This is a genomic window from Candidatus Omnitrophota bacterium (genome assembly GCA_021735655.1).
Lineage (GTDB): Bacteria > Omnitrophota > Gorgyraeia > Duberdicusellales > 4484-171 > JAHKAJ01.
Genome location: JAIPGM010000008.1, coordinates 1 through 19,171 on the forward strand (window position 1 = coordinate 1; position 19,171 = coordinate 19,171).

Genomic DNA, 19,171 nt, shown 5'->3' on the forward strand with positions numbered 1-19,171 from the left:
CTATTAGATGTCGCTGGAGTGGTTATATCGATATGGTCAGTTGCGATTCGATAACTTAGTAATGCTGATCAAAATAAGAATAGACGTTATTTGTATTTTTCTTTAAAATGGGTTCTGACTTTTTGATATAGGGACCCCAGTTTTTTTATGCCTATTCCGAATAAAATTAAAGTTAATTTTACAAGGGAGTAAAAACCTTTAGGTAAAATTTCTACAATCAAAATATATTTTCCCAAAAAAGCTTATTAGGTATATAATAGAAAATAATTAATTATGTCTAAGCTAAACCCACTAGTAATCGGAGATTTAACCATCAAGGTGCCAATTATCCAGGGCGGCATGGGGGTTAAAGTATCTACAGCACCCCTAGTTAGCGCAGTCGCTAATTGTCAGGCAGCTGGAACAATCGCCAGCGTCGGACTTGCATACGGCACTCCTGAAAATGAATCCGATTATTTAAATGCTTCGAAGGAAGCCTTAAGAAAAGAAATCCGCAAAAGCCGAGAGTTGACCTCTGGTGTTATTGGGGTAAATATAATGGTAGCTTTGACTAATTATCAGGATTTAGTTCAAGTTGCCGTAGAAGAAAAAGCTGACTTTATAGTTTCCGGAGCTGGCTTGCCTTTGAGGTTACCGGAGTTTACCAAAGGTTCTTCAATAAAATTGATTCCGATTGTTTCTTCAGCTAAAGCGACTAAATTAATAATAAAAACTTGGGTCCGTCGTTATCAACGTCTTCCCGATGCGATTGTGGTTGAAGGCCCGTTGGCTGGTGGTCATTTAGGATTTAGGTTTGAGGAGTTAAACGAAAATTCAGCAGATAGTCTAGAGAGTTTAGTTAGTGATGTTATAAGGGTAACCGAGGAATATGCGAAGGAATCCAATGTAACTATACCGGTTATTGCCGGCGGAGGCATATTTGACGGTAAAGATATTGCTAAGTTTATTAAATTGGGCGCAAAGGGAGTACAAATGGCGACCCGGTTTGTTGCTACTGAAGAATGCTCTGTTGCCGATGAGTTTAAGGAACTGTATCTTAAGGCTGAAGCCGAAGATATAGTCATTATTAAAAGCCCGGTTGGCTTGCCGGGAAGAGCGATTAAAACTTCGTTTATCGAAAAAATGGTCCGGGGAGAAAAACATCCGGTTAGTTGCCCTTATAAATGTTTAATAACTTGTGATCCAGCCACAGTACCTTATTGTATCGCTAAGGCTTTATGTAATGCTTCAATCGGCGATTTAGATAATGCTGTCGTGTTTACTGGCAGCAATGTTTCAAAAGTTAAAGCAATTGTGCCGGTAAAACAATTAATTGATGAGCTCGTTGATGAGGCAGCTAAAGAGTTAGCATCGGGTTAGGGGTAAAAAGAGTGGTTGTATTTAATTTTTTTAAAAAATTACTTAAGTCAAAAAAATCTAAAAAGAAAAGTCCTAGCAAAAAAGCCAAGAAGGTAACCGCTAAAAAGCCAGCTAAAAAAACTACTAAAAAATCGTCTCGGAAAGTTAAAAAAATAACTAAAGCTAAAAGCAAACCAGCTCGAAAGTTAAAGAAAAAGCTAACAAAAAAAGGTTCAAAGAAAAAGGTAAAAAAGGCCTCTGAGCCTAAATCAAAAAAGTCTTCTCATACATTTAAGAAGAAATCTCTCACTAAAGCTTTAAAAAAAATACTACCTAAGAGTAAGGGTGAAGAAGTTGGCGTTGTCACTCATTATTTTAATAAGCTTTCAGTGGGGATAATTAAATTGAAGAAGCCGCTTAAGGTTGGCGATAAGATTCATATAAAAGGCGCCCATGATGATTTCACTCAAGGTATTAAATCAATGCAGCATGACCACAAGGATATTTCTTTAGCCAAAAAAGGCTTAGAAATTGGGATTAAAGTTTCTCGACCGGTTCATGAGAATGATAAAGTTTATAAATTATAAGTATTTATTTGTCCGAATTTTAAAATTAAGTTTTAGTTTAGTTTTTAGTTTTATTTTTTTGTTGATTAGCCTAAATTTTGTCCAAGCCGAAATAGTTTCAAAAAAGACTAAAGGGTTTGAATATTACCTTTTAGTTCCTCCTGATTATAATTCTTCTAAATCTTGGCCGTTAATCATTGCTTTCCATCCTTCAACCGGACGCGGAAGCTCAATGCTTGATCGTTTTACTGAATCAGCAGAGAAAAAAGGTTATATTGTTGCTGGACCGAATTCAGCCAATAGTGCTTATTGGTATTTTTCAGAAAGTAAAGATGTATTCAGGATGATTGATGAGATTAAACGAGACTATTCGATTGATAATAGCCGGATATATCTTACTGGATTTTCAGCCGGTGCGATCATGACTTATTATTTAGGTCTAAAATTCCCCGAAAAATTTAGGGCGATTGCGCCTTTTTCCGGTCGTTTAAGGAATATGGAGCAAGAAGGATTTATTCGTTTAAGTAGAGATAAAAAACAGCAGCTTCCGGTTTTTATTCTTCATGGCAAAACCGACAATATTCTTAATATAAGCGAAGCCGTATACGCAAAAGAGAGGCTTGCTAGTTTTGGCTATGATGTTAAGCTGCGTGAGCTTAGTGGCTTAGGCCATGAGTATCCTGCCTATATAAATTGGATTATCATAAATTGGTTTGAGAAGTTAAAGTAAAGGGAAGAGTTAGCTTACGAGGCTAAGAATGGAATCAATAGTCAAAGCTTTAAAGAATCCTTTGGTTGGTTTAACCCTGATTTACTTTGTTCTGGTGGTTCTCGGTGTTTCTTTTGGTGATCGAGGCTGGTATGAGCCGGACGGAGTAGCGACTTTGGCTGGTTCGCTTAACCTTTTAGAAGCTAAGCAGGGAGGGTTTTATCTTTATAATTATTACTATCAGCCGTTAAGCTATGAATTAAATCATTCTATTTTTCGAATCTTTGGTAACCCCTACTTGTTATATCTCTTGCCGGCATTGTTTGGGGCAGTTGGCGTCTGTTGTTTAGCCGGAGCGATTTTTCTGTTTTCTAAGCGGCGAATAAATATATTTTTTAGTTTTTGTTTTTTGTTATTTTTTCCGGAAATTTTTTTTCGACTGCTTTACCCGAATTCTAGCGTATTTGCAATGGTTCTTTTTTCATTTTGTCTTTTGCTTTTGTTTCAGGAAGGTCCAAAGAGTAAGATTTATTTTTTAATTGGTATGATTTCAAGCTTAGCGTGTCTTTTTCGTTTTGATTTTATACTTGGGCTTCCTATTTTAGCCTACCTCATTTTTCTAGCGAGTGGGAAAAGACAACCTTTGCTTTATTATTTTATCGGTAGTGTTTCGGTATTTTGTTTAGCTTATTTTTTAAATATTTTTAACCCTTTAGCAATATTAAGGGGCTATAGCTTTCATTTAGCATTAAGTCAATCGTTGAATTGGGGTAGTTTTGATTCTTGGGGGGTATTTTTTAGCATAACCAATATATTAGTTTGGGTTGCTCTGTTGGCCTATAGTCTTATTTACCTGAAGAGTTCTTTTGTCAAGAAAAGCTGGAAGTCTTTTTTTATCTTAATGCCTGGTCTTATTCTAATTTTTCCGCTTTTTAGCCGCCTTACTGCAGCACATCATTTGCTTGTTGCTATATGCTTTGGGCCGTTTGTTTTGCTTAAGGCGGTCAGTGGTTTTAGTGCCAGTCGTTTGGCCCAGAGATTTAAATTAGATTTTTCGAAAGTCATTCCGATAGTGGTTATTTTTAGTCTTTTAATGCAATTTTTATCATTTGAAATTAAAACTAAATTTCCTTACTTTAAAATTGCCAGTGCTCCAACTTATGCAGTTACTCATGATGGGCCAAGAGTTTTTGGGGCTTATTTAAAAGGGTATCTTCAAACAGCTAAGGCTAGCAAAACAGCCTATTATAGGAATGCTTTAACTTTGTCTCAGGGTATAGCTAAGGTAATTTCCGGTTCAGAGTCAGATTATCTTATTGTTGGTACAAGGAAAATGATTCCTGAGAACTATTTGCTGGCAATTAATACTTATGCCTTGGTATTCTTTTTACAGATGGCCGGATATGAGTTAAGAATAGATGAAGATACAATGTTTTTAAGGGGGCCAAATAACAAGGTTACTATCGAAAGTTTTGATTTTGTAAGATATCAGAATTTTGATCCTAAAAAATCGCCGAAATCCCTTAAAGTTATAAAGATACCTATTGTCTTTGGACATCCGAAGCTGCGGTCGGCAGCTTCCCAGCAATTCTGGCGAGAGATTATTTTATCATCCCAAAAATAGAAATTTCTGGTATAATTAATACCTAAAAAGGGGGGGGCTATGCATGAAGAGACTAAAGAAATTACTAGTTTAATAAGTAAAGCCGCTAGATTAGCTCGTCAAGAAAGTAGTCACGAGCCAGAGCCAGGTCTGACCAAACCAATTGAGTGGCCGGTTAACTGTTTAGTCGGCCCGGGCTTAGAGGGGGCTATAGCTTGCGAGAGTAAGATCGGCTACGTTAATGGCTCAAAGGGTTGGTTAATCTATAGAGGTTATGATATTTTTGATCTTTGCGCTCATTCTAATTTTGAAGAAGTATCTTACCTGCTCCTTTATGGACATCTTCCTTCAGTAACTCAATTTAATGGCTTTAAAGATAAGCTAATTAAATATCGTAATATTCCTTCGACAATTCGTCTAATAGTTAATTTTCCGGTTGAGGAGATGAATGCTATGGCTGCACTTCGTTTTGGTGTTAACTTAATGCGCCAAGAGTGTACCTCGGTCGATAGAGATAGTTACAAGACCGACGCTACGATAATTAGCGCTGATGAAGACTCTATTGCCATGGAGACTCGTCCAAAAGGCGAAAAACATGCTATCTATGAATTTGAGAGAATTGTTCGTAAAAAGGCTAAAGATGTTAGTGACGGATTGCATCCGGCAGCTGGCTATGAGTCAAGTTGGCATTTAATTTCGGGAGTAGTTTCGGTGGCCGGAGCCATTGCTCGTCTAAGACAAGGTAATCTGCCGATAGATCCCGATCTTAATTTGAGTCACGCGGCAAATCTTATTTATATGATAACTGGAAACCGCCCTAATAAAATTGAGGAGCGGATCATGGATACAGTGCTTATTTTGCATGCTGACCACGGTATTAATGCCAGTACCTTTGCTACTCTGGTTGTTTGCTCAACTCTTTCTGATATGTACTTTGCTGTTGGTTCCGGGATTGCTGCTTTGAATGGTCCTTTGCATGGTGGGGCTAATGAGCAAGTGTTGCATATGCTTAAAGAAATAGGGGGCCCCAAAAATGTAAGTAGTTGGTATGCTAAGGCTCGGTCTAAAAAGAAAAAAATTATGGGCTTTGGGCACAGAGTCTATAAAGCTTATGATCCGCGAGCACGGATTTTAGGTCCTTTGGCCGAGTATTTAGTTAATACTAAAGGCGACAGCGATATGAAAAAACTGCTCGCTACCGCGCAAAGTTTAGAAAAGGAAGTGATAACTACCTTGGGCGTTGAAAAAAAGATATTCCCCAACGTTGATTTTTATTCGGGAATTGTTTATTCTTGCTTAGGGATACCGGTAGATCTTTTTACTTCTATTTTTGCTGTTAGTCGTGTGGTTGGTTGGACGGCTCGAGCAATGGAGTATTTAGAAAATAACAGAATTTTTAGGCCTCGGGCGATGTATACTGGTCCGTTTAACAAAAAGTATCGATCACTTGATCAACGTAGTGGTAAAGCCGGTAAGTCCAAGGTTAAGAAAAAGTAATTTTTGAGCCTTAGTTATGAATAAAAGAAAAATAACCGGTGCGGTGATGCTTCTTTTTTCTTTTTTATGCTTAGCTTGTTCGCCGTTTGAGGTAGTTAGGCTTTTTGGGGTCGGAACAAAGCCGTTTAAAGAAAAAGGTAAAATTTACACTAAGACTATTAATAAGAGTTTTTTTGAAAGCTATGACTTAGTAGTCGATTCTTTTGGCCAAATGCAGGCTAATTTTTATCGGGGAAGCCGCAAAGACGGATTTATTATATTTACTAATTTTAACGTTAGTTTTCCTCAAGCCAATGCATCTACTGAAGTGGCTGTTTTTTTAAGCGAGTCGGGACCAAATAATACTCAAATCCAAGTCTCGTCGCTTAATTACTCGCTTTCAGATTTTGTGGCTGAGGAGTTGTTTAAGAGTTTGGAATAATAAGTAAGTAACCAATCCATAGCTAGGAGTTAAGTATGCAATGGGACGGAATTAATCGCAGACGGTTTGTTAGGGTGCAGTATCCTTTTACTGTGCATATCTATGTGCCTGGCGAACCACCGATTTCTAGCTACACCGAAGATATCAGTACCGGCGGGATAAAGGTTACCATCAAACAGGTAATTGCTAAATCAACTTTGGTTGATTTGGAAATTTACTTGAAGAGTGATCCGGTTCTTTGTAAAGGGGTGGTTTCTTGGGCGAGAGAACGTAAGAGTAAGTTTCTTGAAGATACGATCATCCATGATTTAGGGATCGAGTTTTCTGAAGTTAAAACTGGAGATAAAAGGTCGATTAAGAAACAGGTTGATGATTTGGCTAAGGCTAAGAAGGAAGATAACCAGGCAACTGAATAGAATTAATTTTAATTGTTTTATTTATAAGTAATATCAAGAGAGGTAAGCCATGCTTAAGAAAACCGTTAAAATTCTTGTAATTGATGACGAAGAGGATTTTAGTTTTTTTCTAAAAAAGAACTTAGCTCGTCTTGATTATAAAGTTTTAGTGGCTTCGAATGGAAGAAAAGGCTTGCAGTTAGCCAGGCGTCATAAGCCAGACCTAATTTTGCTTGATGTAATGATGCCGGGAATCGATGGCTTTGAAGTTTTAAAAAGCCTAAAAACTGGCAAGGAAACTTTATCCATCCCAGTGATTATGCTTACTGGAAGAGATGATCAAGAGGCTAAACAACTAGCAGCTAGCTTATATAATGAGGATTATATTGTTAAGCCTGCAAATGTTGAAGAACTGCGTCTGCGGATAGAGAAGGTGTTAGACCAACGCAGGGGGCAAGAGGATTAAAAGAAGGCCTAGTTTTTAATGTCTAGAAGACCATTTTTTCTGTACGGTAAAAATTCAGTAGCTGAGCGACTCAAAGCCAATCCCCAAAGTATTAAGAAAATATTCCTAAAAAGTAATTTTACTGAACCGGCGATTGAGAAGCTGATTAAGCTTCGTAAGATTCCTTCCGAGCGTATAGTCCAACACAGATTAGATAAGATTAAGCCGCAGGCTCTTTTAGGGGGAATCATTGCGGAAATTGCCGATTTTGAATATGCCTATCTTGAGGATTTAATAAAAAAACCAAAAGATCAGCGGCCATCATTTATTTTTCTTGATCGAATTTTTGATCCTCAAAACTTAGGGGCAATTATTCGTACCGCAGCCTGTTTCGGTAATTTTTCTGTGGTTATACCAAAACATAAGGCCTGTGAAGTTACTGAAACTGTTTTGCATGTTGCTTGCGGTGGAGAAAACTACGTTCCAATTGTTATGGTTTCTAACCTTAGAAATGGTCTTTTGCAGTTGAAGGATGAGGGCTATTGGGCTGTTGGTGCTGCTGCTGAAGGTGGTGAAAATATTACTAAAGCCAGCTTACCTGATCCGATTTGTTTGGTTCTTGGTTCTGAAGGCAGTGGCATACGCTATGGTCTTACCAAGCACCTTGATAAGGTTATAAATATCCCAATGCAGGGAGTGGCTTTATCTTTTAACGTAACTGCTGCTTGTGCAATTCTTTGCTATGAGGTTCAACGACAGAAAGCGCTTACGGATAAGGGGTAAATATAGTCTTTATCATGGTTTTTGTTTGGAGTTTATGGTATCATTGGAATAGAGAATTAAATTGTAACCTGGGAAAGGTTAGTTGAATTAAGAGAGGGTCCAGATGGTCAAAAAAATAATACTTTTATTAGTTATTTTTGTTTTTGGGGGTTTTTTATCCTCTGTAGGTTTCTGCCAATATGTATATTTGGACGCTAAATATGTACAGATTAAAGGACCTGTTGAGTTTAAGGAAATCGGCGTTGCCTTGAGTGAAACTGCTTGTGAACGGTTAATTGCTATTTTAGATTTAGAGGATGGCCTTGAGTTTGAGCAGGCTTTAAATTCATATGATATATTAAGAATTGATAACTACGCTTCGGCTATTCTTCTTGACCTTAATCTTTTTGAGGGCATGGCTAAGGTTACTGTTCTTGAAGGCTTGCAGCATAAATTTTCCGGTTGGATACCTATTAGTTGGCTTGACGATAACCAGAGTCGTCCGATTCTATCTGAAAGCTATCAATTTGTTCCCTATGAGTTTACTGAAGATGGTTCGATTCCTCGCTGTCACTGGGGTTATAAATAGATCCGGTCCCTTTTATTTTACCTTCCTTAAAATATCTGATATAATTATTCAATTAGCTATTATTTTTTGAGTTAGTTAAAACTCACTAGAGATAATGGTTTATTGAGGGAGGTGAAGTAATGCAAGTTAATTTCAAAACCGAAGAGATTAGTTTTATTGTTGATTTCAATAATTCTCGCACTGCTCAGGAGATTATCCAAAAGCTGCCGATAGAATCTGTTGTTTCAACCTGGGGAGATGAAATTTATTTCGATATTGGTTTTAAAGCTTCAGCTGAAGATGCGACTATGGAGCTTAAGGTTGGGGATGTGGCTTATTGGCCACAAGGTAAATGCCTTTGTGTATTTTTTGGACCGACCCCGGCTAGCAGCGGTTTGGCTCCGGTTCCGGCTTCTCCGGTTGTCTTGGTTGGTAAGACCAAGGTTTTACCTTTAGAGCTAAAGTCTATACAGTTAGGTGAAAGAATAACTGTAACCCGGGGATAAAAGTACTTGTTTCTTATATAATTACATATTACAATAGGGAAGTGGATTCAGTCTAATGAAAGCATTTTACAAAATCATAGTTTTATTAAAAAATCTAAGTTTCATCAAGGAGGATGAGCAATGTTTGACGACAGAAGTAGAAAGTATAAGAATCAGTATGTGCCTTTAGATCCAGTCGATATTAATCTTTACAAGCCATTTATTGGTGAAAAAGCTTTAGATGAGATTAAGTATTTAGCTCAACCGTTACAAAATAAAGTTTGGGCCAATATTAACTCTACTTTTGTTGGTGGCGGCGTAGCTGAAATGCTTCAAAGCGTGCTTCCTTTTGCCCGGGGCTTAGGTATTGATGCTCGTTGGTTTGTTATTGAGGGGAGCGATGAGTTTTTTACGGTAACTAAGAAGTTTCACAATCTCTTACAAGGTATTGATCAGCCAATTAGTCTTGAGGAGATTTTTCACGCTTATCTTGATACGATTGATGAAAATACCCGTAATGTTAGGGTTGTCGGACATATGGTTACCGTGCATGATCCTCAGCCGGCAGCCTTAGTTATGAACGGTAATGTTTATGGGCATATCTTATGGCGTTGTCATATAGATACCTCTAACGCCAGCCGTCGAATTTGGCGCTTTTTACTTCCTTATCTTAATCAGTTCGAGGGAGCAATCTTTACGGCTATGGAGTTTGTTCGTGAAAATCTTCATATTCCTACTTATGAGATTAGTCCTTCCATTGATCCTTTGCGCATTAAGAATAAACAACGTACCGAAAAGGAAGCTTTGAAGGTTCTAGCTGATCTTTTTAATAAGCATAATATTGATCCTAAGCGTCCGATTGTTGCTGCTGTTTCACGTTACGATATTCATAAGAACCAAAAAGGGATTATCGAGTCCTTTAGGTTAATGAAGCAGAAAATAGCTAAAGGAATTAATCCGATTTTAATCATTATGGGTAATAGTGCAACCGATGATCCTGAGGGTAGCCAAGTTTATGAAGATATAAAAGAAGCGGTTGGAAGCGATAAGGATATTTATCTTCTTTTGAATGTTGAGAATAATGATGAGGTTGTTGGTTCGCTTATGTCGATTGCTAATTGCTTTGTTCATATTTCAACCAAGGAAGGTTTTGGTTTAGTGGTGACTGAAGCAATGTGGCAGGGCGTTCCGGTAATTGGTAGCAAAATAGGCGGAATTCCCAAACAGGTTGTAAACGGTGTAAACGGATTTCTAACCGGACCCCATGAATATGCTCAAGTAGCTCGGGCAATGCAGGTTTTTCTAGAAAATAAAAAAATGCGTGATGCCTTTGGTCAAAGCGCTCGCAACCATGTAGCTCAGAATTTTCTTCTTCCGCATATGCTTAAGAAAGAATTGACTTTAATGCGCTATCACTTAGAAATTGATAATAAAATCCCTCCTTTTAGGCTTAACAAATTAACTTACAAAGAGATAAGCCAGGCGCTCTACGGCCGAACGGTTTGGCCTTTTTCAACTAATGATTTAAAGCAGCGAATTGAAGCAATTTGGGAAGGCCTTGAACCGCGGGATATGGATTAAAATCTATGGGAAACGATATTAATGAAAAACGTAAATATCTACGGTTGGATACGGTTAATATCGTTAAAGTTACTCTTGATCGTAAGCTAATCAAGAAACCTTCGGAATTTGTTTCAGCCTTTACTAAAAATATCAGCGTTGAAGGCGTGTGTTTTTTGTCCGATAAGTTTTTCGAAAAGGGTAAACGCTTGCGTATTGATATGAGCCTTCCTGGAGATCCAAAACCTTTGCGCTTGAGAGGCAAAGTTTGCTGGAGCCGCTTGGTCAAAGATAAAAATAAAACTAATAAAGTTTTTGAAGTAGGGGTTGAACTCTTTACTGTTGGCGAGAGCGATTCAACTAGGTTTATGGGTTATGTTTGTCGCCATATGACCAGTCGTCTTGGTCGATATCTACATCTTTAAAAAGAAGTGATTGTTAAGTTTTTTTTCTATATCTTTGTCGGTTTAGGGGTGCTTTTTCTCTATATTAAATACATTGAGAAAAAAAGTATCTTTTTCCCCGATAAAAATATTGATTTAACTCCCGAGCGGTTCGGGCTCAGTTTTGAAGATCTCTATTTTTTAACCAGCGATAAGGTAAGACTAAACGCTTGGTTTATACCGCATCCAGAAGCTGCAAAAACAATAATACTTTTCCACGGTAATGCCGGCAATAACTCTAATCGCTTAGAGAAGATTGCGCTTCTGCGCAAGCTAAAGATAAATATTTTTATGGTTGATTATCGTGGTTACGGAAATAGTCAAGGTATTCCTAAAGAGAAAGGAATCTATCTTGACGCCCAGGCTGCTTATGGTTATTTAGTTAACCAGCGTAAAATTAATCCTGAAGATATTGTGCTTTACGGTGAGTCTCTAGGCGGGGTAGTAGCGGTTGATTTAGCTTCCACCAAGAAAGTGGCCGGAATCATTCTCGAGGGAACATTTTCTAGCGGCCGGGATATCGGTCAGATAATTTATCCTTTTTTACCTAAGACAATATTGCCTAATATTTTTAACTCTTTGAGCAAAATATCGAAAGTTAAAGCTGAGAAACTTTTTATTCACTCTAAGGATGATCTAATAGTTCCCTTGGAATTAGGAAGGAAGCTTTATCAGGCAGCTTCTGGACCTAAAAAATTCATTACTGTGTCTGGCACCCATAATAGTGTTTTTATTGATTCGGAAAAAGAATACCTTAGAGCTTTAAGTGATTTTATTAGGGGGTTGGATGAATAAAAGTAGAGACTTGTTAATTTATATATGTTTGTTCGGTTTTTTGGGGAGCCTAAGCGGCTGTTTATTTAGAGAAAATGTTACCAAGTTGAAAACTTTAAAAACAGTAGCTAGTAGTCAAAGGGAGATTAGAGCTTATCTTACCGAACAAGAAAATCTTTTTGAGAAGCTAGTCAGTGATTTTAAAGATAAGAAACTAAGTCTCGGGAGCTCGCTAGCGGAAATTATTGAAACTTATGGGGAACCAATAGTCTCTAAGAAAAATTTTTCTGATCCGGTTGGCCAGCGATTACTTTATCGTTATCCGAAGCGTTATTTTAATTCTGACAAGGTCTACCTTCATTTTAATGAAAAGAAAGAACTAATTTTTTGGGAATATAAACCTTTCCAGAAAACCAACTAATTAATTTATCCCACTTTAGCTTTATGCGAAAGAAAATAATCATTAGTTTAATTGTCATCATCACGGTTTTATTGCTCGCTAAGGATCATTTTTTAAAGATGGCCATTGGTCATTATTTTAATAAAAAGCTAGAGGTAGAATCTTCGATTGGTCAGCTGAAGCTTTCTTTTGATAGTTTGATTATCGAGGATGCTAAACTTTCCAATAAGGATTTCTTTATTCAATTACCGTACTTTAAGCTTTCATTTAACTTGTTAGAAATATTTAAAGTTAAAAAATTAAAAATTGCAACCCGAGAGGTTTCATTTAACGCTAATAATGAGAGTTTATTTTTTGAAGGTATTTTTAGTGGCAATTTTATTTTAAGGCTAGATCGAGGATCAATCAAAAAATTTAACGGCGAACTAATTAATGAAACCGGCGGAACGATCAGGATTGAAAAGGAAGACTCACTTAAAGCTCTTCGCGGCCACCTAGACCAAGCCTCTTATCAGACCTTAATTGATGGATTTAAGAACTATCACTATAGTCGTGGTCAGATAACGATGACTAAAAAAGCCGATTCACTTTTAATCGATTTTCAGTTTAGCTCAACTGAGGCTGGTGAAAGGAACCTTGTCGTTGACTTACATGATATTTTTCGTTGACAGGAGGTGTAAAACCCTATATATTGTTGTATAAAATATAGAGTTTTCTAATTTAAGAGGTGTTAAGTGTCAGACAAACCTTGTGAGAAAAAAACCCAGACAATCAAAAGAACCGCAACTAATCTTGTGGTCGGGATAATTTTTATAGTTTTAGGTTTGTTAGCTATTTTTTACTGGTGGCCAGAGTTGATTAGTTTAGTTAAGGCCGGCAGTGGCTTATTATTGATTACTGTCGGGGCAATCCTGATCATTATCGCAAAAACTTAAATTTTATTATGTTAAAAAAAATATTTATTACCGGTTTAACCGCAACTATTGCTTTAGTTATTACGGTTTATGTTGTCGTCGGTTTGTTTTATTTTCTTGATGGATTCTTAGGTAAGCCGATCAATGCTTTTGTTCATGATGCGATTGGTTTTACGATTCCTGGTTTAGGGATTGTTTTAGGTGTTTTAATTATCTTTTTTTTGGGATTAGCGATTCATCTTTTCCGAATGAAATTTTTTCGTTGGCTTTATAAGTGGCTGGTTGATTTATTTTTTAAGATACCTTTAGTGAGTAAGATTTACCTACCGGTTAAGCGGATAGTTGATTTTTTATTCTTTCCTCCGAGGAAGGATTTTAAAAGTGCGGTTTTAGTTGAATATCCCCGCAAAGGGATTTATTCTTTAGGATTTTTAACTAATGAAAATACGGTAGACTTTAAAGATCGAGGGAAAAGGAAGCTTTATAATGTTTTTATCCCTTCTTCGCCATCACCGCTTACCGGATTTACTATCATTTTAGAAGAGAAAGAAGTAAACTTCTTGAATATCAGCGTAGAGGAAGCTTTGCGTCTAGTTGTCTCAGGGGGGTTGCTTAATCCCTAATGATCAAAAAGAGTCTTTTTATCTTCGATGTTGACGGAACTTTGGTTGATTCTTATTGCGCTATTGCCAGAAGTTTGAATCTTACCCGGGGAGAGTTCGGGCTGTCTTCAGTCAGTATAACTAAAATTAAAAGAAGTGTTGGTGGGGGAGATGAGATTTTCATCAATAAGTTTTTTTCAAAAAATAAAGCCCAAAAAGCGTTAAGGATTTTTCGAAAACATCATAAAACAGATTTAGTTAAATTTGCCCAATTGATGCCTGACACCAAAAGAGTACTTTCTCAGTTAAGAAAAAATAAAAAGCAGCTTGCGGTAGCTTCAAATCGTCCTTATCGTTTTACTCGGATTTTGCTTGATCAACTTAAAATTGCTAAATATTTTGACGGGGTCTGGTGCGCTGATCAAGTAAAGGCGCTTAAACCGAACCCGAAAATATTAAATACGGTTTTGGAAAAATTTTCTCGTAAAGCAAAAGAAGCAGTTTATATCGGTGATATGGATATTGATCTAGAAACAGCCAAGAGAGCTAAAATTGATGCTGTTTTTGTTCGTGGCGGTTCAAGTACTTTAAGTCAAGTAAAGGGCTATCGGAAAAAGAAGGTTATCTCGGGACTAAAGAAAATCTTAGAGCTTTATAATTAATTTAAGTAATTCTATGTCTAAACAGTACTTACTTGATCCTGACGGAAGTTTTCACATAAAAGACTATAATCAGGCTTATCCTTTTTCTAACTTTCTGCCGGGCATCTCTGGAGCCTGGGGTATTCCGTTATGGGTTTTTTATGTAAATCGGGGTCAGGGAGTAGTTAGTTTTGGGATTAAGAATAAAGATCATTCTATCGCCGAATTTTTTCCGGCCAACAAAGCTTATTCTTTTGTCTCTTCCTTGGGGTTTCGTACTTTTATTAAATCTGGTTCTTCTTTCTATGAGCCGTTTGGAGTTCATTCAGCCCAAGGCAAGGCCCAGGATATGGTAATTAAGAGTGACTCCTTTAGAATTGAAGAGTCTAATCCTAAATTAGGCTTAAAAACATCGGTTCGTTATTTTACCCTTAGTAATACCCCGGTTGGCGGATTGGTGCGGGTGTTTACGATAAAAAATAGTTCGAAAAAAAATATCAGCTTGGATGTCCTTGATGGGCTAGCTCGAATTATTCCTTTTGGGACAACTCAAGGTTTTTTGAAAGAGATGTCTCGAACCCTTGAGGCCTGGATGCAGTCAAGCTATCAGCGCAAGCTAGCTATTTTCCGCCTGATCGTTGATCCCCGCGACGTAAGTCACACTAAATACATTGAAGGAGCAAATTTTAACTACTCTTTTTATGAGACCGCCGGCAAAAAAATCCATCCTAGAATAGTTGTCGATCCGGTTGAAGTATTTAATCATGAGACTTCACTTAATTTACCGGTAAACTTTTTAAGCAATAATTTTAAGGCTGTATCTGGGAAAGTAATCCGCGGTAAAACTCCCTGTGCTTTTAGTCATTTTAAATGGAAGCTGGCTCCGGGCCAGGAGAGAGTTCTTTATAGTATTTTTGGTTCAAGCCCTCAGCTAGATCCGATTAGGAAGTTCAGCCTTTCCTTGAGTGCAGCTTTTCTAAAAGCTAAGGAAAAGGAAAATGAGCAAATAGTTGAATCGATAAAACAGAAAGCCTTAACTGTATCAAATCTAAAGAGTTTTGACCATTACATTCAAAATAGCTACTTGGATAATGTTTTGCGTGGCGGCTATCCATATTGTGCAACTAAAAACAGCCAAGATAAGGCTAAGAGTATTTATTATATTTATTCACGAAAACATGGAGACCTAGAGCGTGATTATAATAATTTTCAGGTCTTGCCGACTAATTTTTCTGAGGGCGAAGCTAACTATCGGGATATAAATCAAAATCGTCGCAGCGACTTATTCTTTGAGCCGGCCCTATTAGATAAGAATTTGATTTATTTTCTTAATTTTATTAAGATTGACGGTTACAACCCTTTGCTGGTAAGGGGTGAGAAATTGCGTCTTAGTAAACTAGGCGCTAAAGATCTGACAGATAAATTTTCAATCAAAAGTATACGGGTATCACATCTTTTACTTCGCGGATTTTATTTGGGCGAGTTATTTTCCTTATTGGCTGAAGAAAAGATAAATTTAAAAAATAGAGATAAGTTTTTAGAAAGTCTACTCATTAAGGCCGAGCGTAAACCCCAAGGCGCTCACACTGAAGGTTATTGGATTGATCACTGGCATTATAATTTAGATTTGATCGAGAGCTTTTTGTATTTTTATCCTGATCGGATTAAAAGTTTGTCGTTGAAAAAAGAGTTTTCCTTTTGGGATGATGAATATCGGATCAGGCCGCGTAATCGGCGCTATGTTGTTCGCTCTGGTAAAGTCTACCAGGGAGAGAGTATTGAAGCGATTAAGGAAAAAAGAACCTTAGTCAGAAAGAGAAAAGATTATAAATACTTTTTAAGAACAAGCAAAGGGAAGGTTTACAAGACTAATCTAGTAACTAAGTTGCTTAGTATTATTTTAAATAAGTCGGCTACGCTTGATTCTCATGGTATTGGTATTGAGATGGAGGCTGATAAGCCGGGTTGGTGTGATTCACTCAACGGCCTTCCGGCTCTTTTTGGTTCTTCAATCTGTGAAACTTTAGCTCTGAAGCGGGCTGTTGAAATTCTATTAAAAATATCCAAAAGCCTAAGAACTGAAGGTACAAGTCAGGTAGCCTGTGCTTACGAACTAAGTTCTTTTTTAAAAAAGATTAAGGGTTTGCTTGATCTACCGCAAGGCAAAGCAAACTTTGACTATAAGTTTTGGGATAAGAGCAACTCAATCAAAGAAGACTTCCGGCAAAAGACCTTTTTTACTGTTAGCGGCCGGGAAGTTAAACTTTCCTTAGTGGTCCTAGAGGCATTTTTAAATAAATTGACTAAGAAGCTAGATAGGTCAATTGAGAAGGCTAAAGATAAAAAAACTGGATTAATTAGCACTTATTTTACTTATGAGGTTACCAAGTATAAACCGTGCAATAAGTATCATGTTTTTCCTTTAGCTTTTAATAAGAATCCTTTGCCTTTGTTTCTTGAGGGGGTAGTGCATCTCTTAAGGGATAAAGGTTTAAAGAGTATTTATCAGAAAGTAAAGAGTTCTGAACTTTTTGATAAGAACTTAAAGATGTATCGTTTGAATGCATCACTTAAAGATCAATCTTTAGAGGTTGGTAGAAGCCGGGCTTTTGCTCCGGGTTGGCTTGAGAATGAATCAATTTGGCTACATATGGAATATAAATATTTGCTAGAGTTATTAAAGAATGGGTTATACAAAGAATTTTTTAATGATTTTAAGAGTTGCGGAGTTTGCTTTTTTGATCCTAAAAAATACGGAAGAAGTACTCTTGAAAACTCTTCGTTTATAGTTTCAAGTAGTTATCCAGACAAAGATCTTTGGGCTAGAGGTTTCATTGCTCGCCTAAGCGGGGCAACTGCTGAAATACTAAATATTTGGGCTCTGCTTTGTTTGGGTGATAGGCCATTTTTTGTTAATCGTGAGAAGAAGCTCTGCTTTTCACCAAGGCCGATTTTAAGGGGTGAGTTTTTTACTACTAAGAAAGAAACAGTTAACCTTGCCGGTAAATTAGTGGTTTTCCCTAAGGATACTTTTAGCTTTAAGTTGTTTTCAAACACCTTGGTTACCTATCATAATCCCAACCGAAGAGATACCTTTGGCTCAAAAGCCAAAGTTAAGAAAATAGTGGTCAGCTTGGCTGGTCGGAAAGTCACTATTCTTTCAGAGGCTGTGCCCTTTTCTTTGAGTGAAGACATTCGCCGGGGCAAGGCCGACCAGATCGAGGTTCACCTTGAGACTTGAAATCATAACTCATTGATAAACAACATCTTATGTTAGGGGCAAATTTTTAAGAAAAGCCTTGACAATAGGGTTAATATTTGATAAAAGTTTTATAGGTTGTTTATTTGCAATATCTTACATCAGAAGGCTTTAAAAGATACCCTTTGATGTAGGTTAATGGTCTTTGACAGGGTGATCAATTGTTGAAGTTTTCTTATCCTTAATATGTGGCTATAACTAAATTAGGTTATACCGTCCGCGGCAGTCTTAAGCCAGGCGAAAAAGGAGGTGATGCAAAAAACTTAGAGCCGGAGATTGTCAAAAACAGTGGATGATATAACTATAGATTTGCCAATAACAAGGGTTGAAAACCTTGTAGTATAGATCATTAGATTTTTAAGAAAAAAGGAGGACGTGAATGAGTAGAAAGTTATTAATCGCTATTGCAGTTATGTCAGTGGCCTTAGTCGGCACTAGCTTTGCTGCTGTAGAGAATATCAAAGTAAGCGGAGATATCAATTCCCAGGCTGTTGCTAGAGATTTGGGTTTAGGCGGCGCTCCGGGATCACCAGATGGTGCTACTGATACTCTTAGAGCTGATGGCGAACATTTCTTGTTTTCGCAAGTAAGACTTCGCTTTGATGCTGACTTAACCGAAGGCGTGTCTGCAGTAGTAGCTTTGATTAATGAGAAATTATGGGGCACAGAGGATTCTTCGACTACTGATGATGTCGATTTAGATTTAGCCTATGTAACTCTAAAAGAGTTTATGTATGAACCTCTTACTTTAATTGTTGGTCGTCAAAACCTACGTTATGGTAATGGTTTGATAGTTGGCGATCCTGATACTAATCAGGTTGCTGCTAACAGCGTGGCTGCTTTTGGTGATTTATCAAAGAAGAAGTCATTTGATGCCATAAGAGCTATTTTAGATTTTTCTCCCTACACTATCGATGTAGTATATGCTGCCATTGATGAAAATACGCTTTACCAAAAAGATGGCGAAAATCTTTACGGTATTAATGTAGCTTACAGTTGGAACTCTTACAATGGTATCACTGAAGCCTATGCTTTTTATCGTGATAGCACTAACAATACTGAAGATATTGAAAATGAAGATGATGTATTGACATTGGGAGTTAGATCTCAAGCAGATGTAAATGATAATTTGACTTTAGGTCTAGAAGTTGCTCATCAGTCTGGTTCTTATCAAACTGGACTTACACAGACATCAAGTGCCACTGATTCCGTAAAAAGAGATGCTTGGGCAGTTCAAGCTATTAGTGAGTATAGATTCTTAAATGACTACAATTCAAAAGTAGGTTTAATCTATGCTTATTTAACTGGTGAAGGTCCAACAACTGGCGAAGATGGTGAACATAACGGTTGGAATCCAATGTATGAAGATCAAGCTATCGGTGAGTTAGCCAATCTCTTTCTTGCTAACACTGGTTTCCAGTATATTTGTGCTACTGGTTCAATGATGCCTAGAGAAGATTTAACCATCGGTGGATCTTATCTTTATGCTTATGCAACTGCACCTTTGGCCGCTACTTCTGGTTCTCAGAACTTAGCTACAATTACTGGTGCAGCAGGTGGTCCTATAGCTGGTAACGTTTACGATATCGAGCGTAACAATAGAGACCTAGCTCATGAAATTGATGTTTATGCTATTTTTGATTACACCGAAGATGTACAGATTAACATGAACACAGCATTTTTGTTACCAGGTGGAGCATTTGCCTGGCAAAATAATCAGCCTGCTTACTCTTTAAGAATTGGCATGAATGTAGACTTCTAAGTTAGAACAAATTAAGTTTGATAATAA

At 37.2% G+C, this 19,171-nt stretch carries 21 protein-coding genes; all 21 read left to right on the forward strand.

What is annotated here, in order from left to right:
* Positions 1-273: 273 nt before the first annotated feature.
* The 21 genes from K9L86_06460 to K9L86_06560 all read left to right on the forward strand — a co-directional run bounded on the left by K9L86_06460 (position 274) and on the right by K9L86_06560 (position 19,144).
* Positions 274-1,359, forward strand: a complete 1,086-nt coding sequence (locus K9L86_06460) for a nitronate monooxygenase family protein (GenBank protein ID MCF7908493.1) — start codon at positions 274-276, stop codon at positions 1,357-1,359.
* A 305-nt stretch (positions 1,360-1,664) separates the two neighbouring features.
* Positions 1,665-1,925, forward strand: a complete 261-nt coding sequence (locus K9L86_06465; protein ID MCF7908494.1) for a translation elongation factor-like protein — start codon at positions 1,665-1,667, stop codon at positions 1,923-1,925.
* Positions 1,903-2,634, forward strand: coding sequence for a dienelactone hydrolase family protein (locus tag K9L86_06470; protein MCF7908495.1), 732 nt, complete (start codon positions 1,903-1,905; stop codon positions 2,632-2,634). Before K9L86_06465 ends, K9L86_06470 begins: the two co-directional genes overlap by 23 nt.
* A gap of 28 nt (positions 2,635-2,662) precedes the next feature.
* Positions 2,663-4,237, forward strand: coding sequence for a hypothetical protein (locus K9L86_06475; protein ID MCF7908496.1), 1,575 nt, complete (start codon positions 2,663-2,665; stop codon positions 4,235-4,237).
* A gap of 39 nt (positions 4,238-4,276) precedes the next feature.
* Positions 4,277-5,713, forward strand: a complete 1,437-nt coding sequence (locus K9L86_06480; GenBank protein MCF7908497.1) for a citrate synthase/methylcitrate synthase — start codon at positions 4,277-4,279, stop codon at positions 5,711-5,713.
* A 16-nt stretch (positions 5,714-5,729) separates the two neighbouring features.
* Complete coding sequence (locus K9L86_06485; protein ID MCF7908498.1) at positions 5,730-6,134, forward strand: hypothetical protein; 405 nt, start codon at positions 5,730-5,732, stop codon at positions 6,132-6,134.
* Between the two features lie 35 nt (positions 6,135-6,169).
* Positions 6,170-6,550, forward strand: coding sequence for a PilZ domain-containing protein (locus tag K9L86_06490; protein ID MCF7908499.1), 381 nt, complete (start codon positions 6,170-6,172; stop codon positions 6,548-6,550).
* A gap of 49 nt (positions 6,551-6,599) precedes the next feature.
* Positions 6,600-6,995 (forward strand): response regulator, encoded by a 396-nt coding sequence (locus K9L86_06495; protein MCF7908500.1) that lies wholly within the window; start codon positions 6,600-6,602, stop codon positions 6,993-6,995.
* A gap of 18 nt (positions 6,996-7,013) precedes the next feature.
* Positions 7,014-7,757, forward strand: a complete 744-nt coding sequence (rlmB, locus tag K9L86_06500; protein ID MCF7908501.1) for a 23S rRNA (guanosine(2251)-2'-O)-methyltransferase RlmB — start codon at positions 7,014-7,016, stop codon at positions 7,755-7,757.
* A 103-nt stretch (positions 7,758-7,860) separates the two neighbouring features.
* Positions 7,861-8,325 carry a hypothetical protein gene (locus tag K9L86_06505; protein ID MCF7908502.1) on the forward strand — a complete coding sequence of 155 codons (465 nt, stop codon included), beginning with the start codon at positions 7,861-7,863 and terminating at the stop codon, positions 8,323-8,325.
* A 119-nt stretch (positions 8,326-8,444) separates the two neighbouring features.
* Positions 8,445-8,810 carry a hypothetical protein gene (locus K9L86_06510; protein ID MCF7908503.1) on the forward strand — a complete coding sequence of 122 codons (366 nt, stop codon included), beginning with the start codon at positions 8,445-8,447 and terminating at the stop codon, positions 8,808-8,810.
* A gap of 120 nt (positions 8,811-8,930) precedes the next feature.
* Positions 8,931-10,370 carry a glycosyltransferase gene (locus K9L86_06515; protein ID MCF7908504.1) on the forward strand — a complete coding sequence of 480 codons (1,440 nt, stop codon included), beginning with the start codon at positions 8,931-8,933 and terminating at the stop codon, positions 10,368-10,370.
* Positions 10,371-10,375: 5 nt separating this feature from the next.
* Positions 10,376-10,774, forward strand: coding sequence for a PilZ domain-containing protein (locus tag K9L86_06520; GenBank protein ID MCF7908505.1), 399 nt, complete (start codon positions 10,376-10,378; stop codon positions 10,772-10,774).
* Between the two features lie 6 nt (positions 10,775-10,780).
* Complete coding sequence (locus K9L86_06525; protein MCF7908506.1) at positions 10,781-11,587, forward strand: alpha/beta hydrolase; 807 nt, start codon at positions 10,781-10,783, stop codon at positions 11,585-11,587.
* Complete coding sequence (locus K9L86_06530) at positions 11,580-11,987, forward strand: hypothetical protein (protein MCF7908507.1); 408 nt, start codon at positions 11,580-11,582, stop codon at positions 11,985-11,987. Before K9L86_06525 ends, K9L86_06530 begins: the two co-directional genes overlap by 8 nt.
* Positions 11,988-12,010: 23 nt before the next feature.
* On the forward strand, positions 12,011-12,634 hold the full coding sequence (locus K9L86_06535) for a YdbH domain-containing protein (protein ID MCF7908508.1): 624 nt from the start codon (positions 12,011-12,013) through the stop codon (positions 12,632-12,634).
* Positions 12,635-12,700: 66 nt separating this feature from the next.
* Positions 12,701-12,901: a hypothetical protein gene (locus tag K9L86_06540; protein ID MCF7908509.1), complete on the forward strand. Its 201-nt coding sequence runs from the start codon at positions 12,701-12,703 to the stop codon at positions 12,899-12,901.
* An 8-nt stretch (positions 12,902-12,909) separates the two neighbouring features.
* On the forward strand, positions 12,910-13,503 hold the full coding sequence (locus K9L86_06545) for a DUF502 domain-containing protein (protein ID MCF7908510.1): 594 nt from the start codon (positions 12,910-12,912) through the stop codon (positions 13,501-13,503).
* Positions 13,503-14,144, forward strand: a complete 642-nt coding sequence (locus K9L86_06550; protein MCF7908511.1) for an HAD family hydrolase — start codon at positions 13,503-13,505, stop codon at positions 14,142-14,144. The genes K9L86_06545 and K9L86_06550 overlap by 1 nt, the downstream gene beginning before the upstream one ends.
* Before the next feature lie 13 nt (positions 14,145-14,157).
* The gene (locus tag K9L86_06555; protein MCF7908512.1) at positions 14,158-17,364 is read left to right on the forward strand and encodes a hypothetical protein; all 3,207 of its coding nucleotides are present in this window, start codon (positions 14,158-14,160) and stop codon (positions 17,362-17,364) included.
* 397 nt (positions 17,365-17,761) lie between these two features.
* The gene (locus K9L86_06560) at positions 17,762-19,144 is read left to right on the forward strand and encodes a hypothetical protein (GenBank protein MCF7908513.1); all 1,383 of its coding nucleotides are present in this window, start codon (positions 17,762-17,764) and stop codon (positions 19,142-19,144) included.
* Positions 19,145-19,171: the final 27 nt, after the last annotated feature.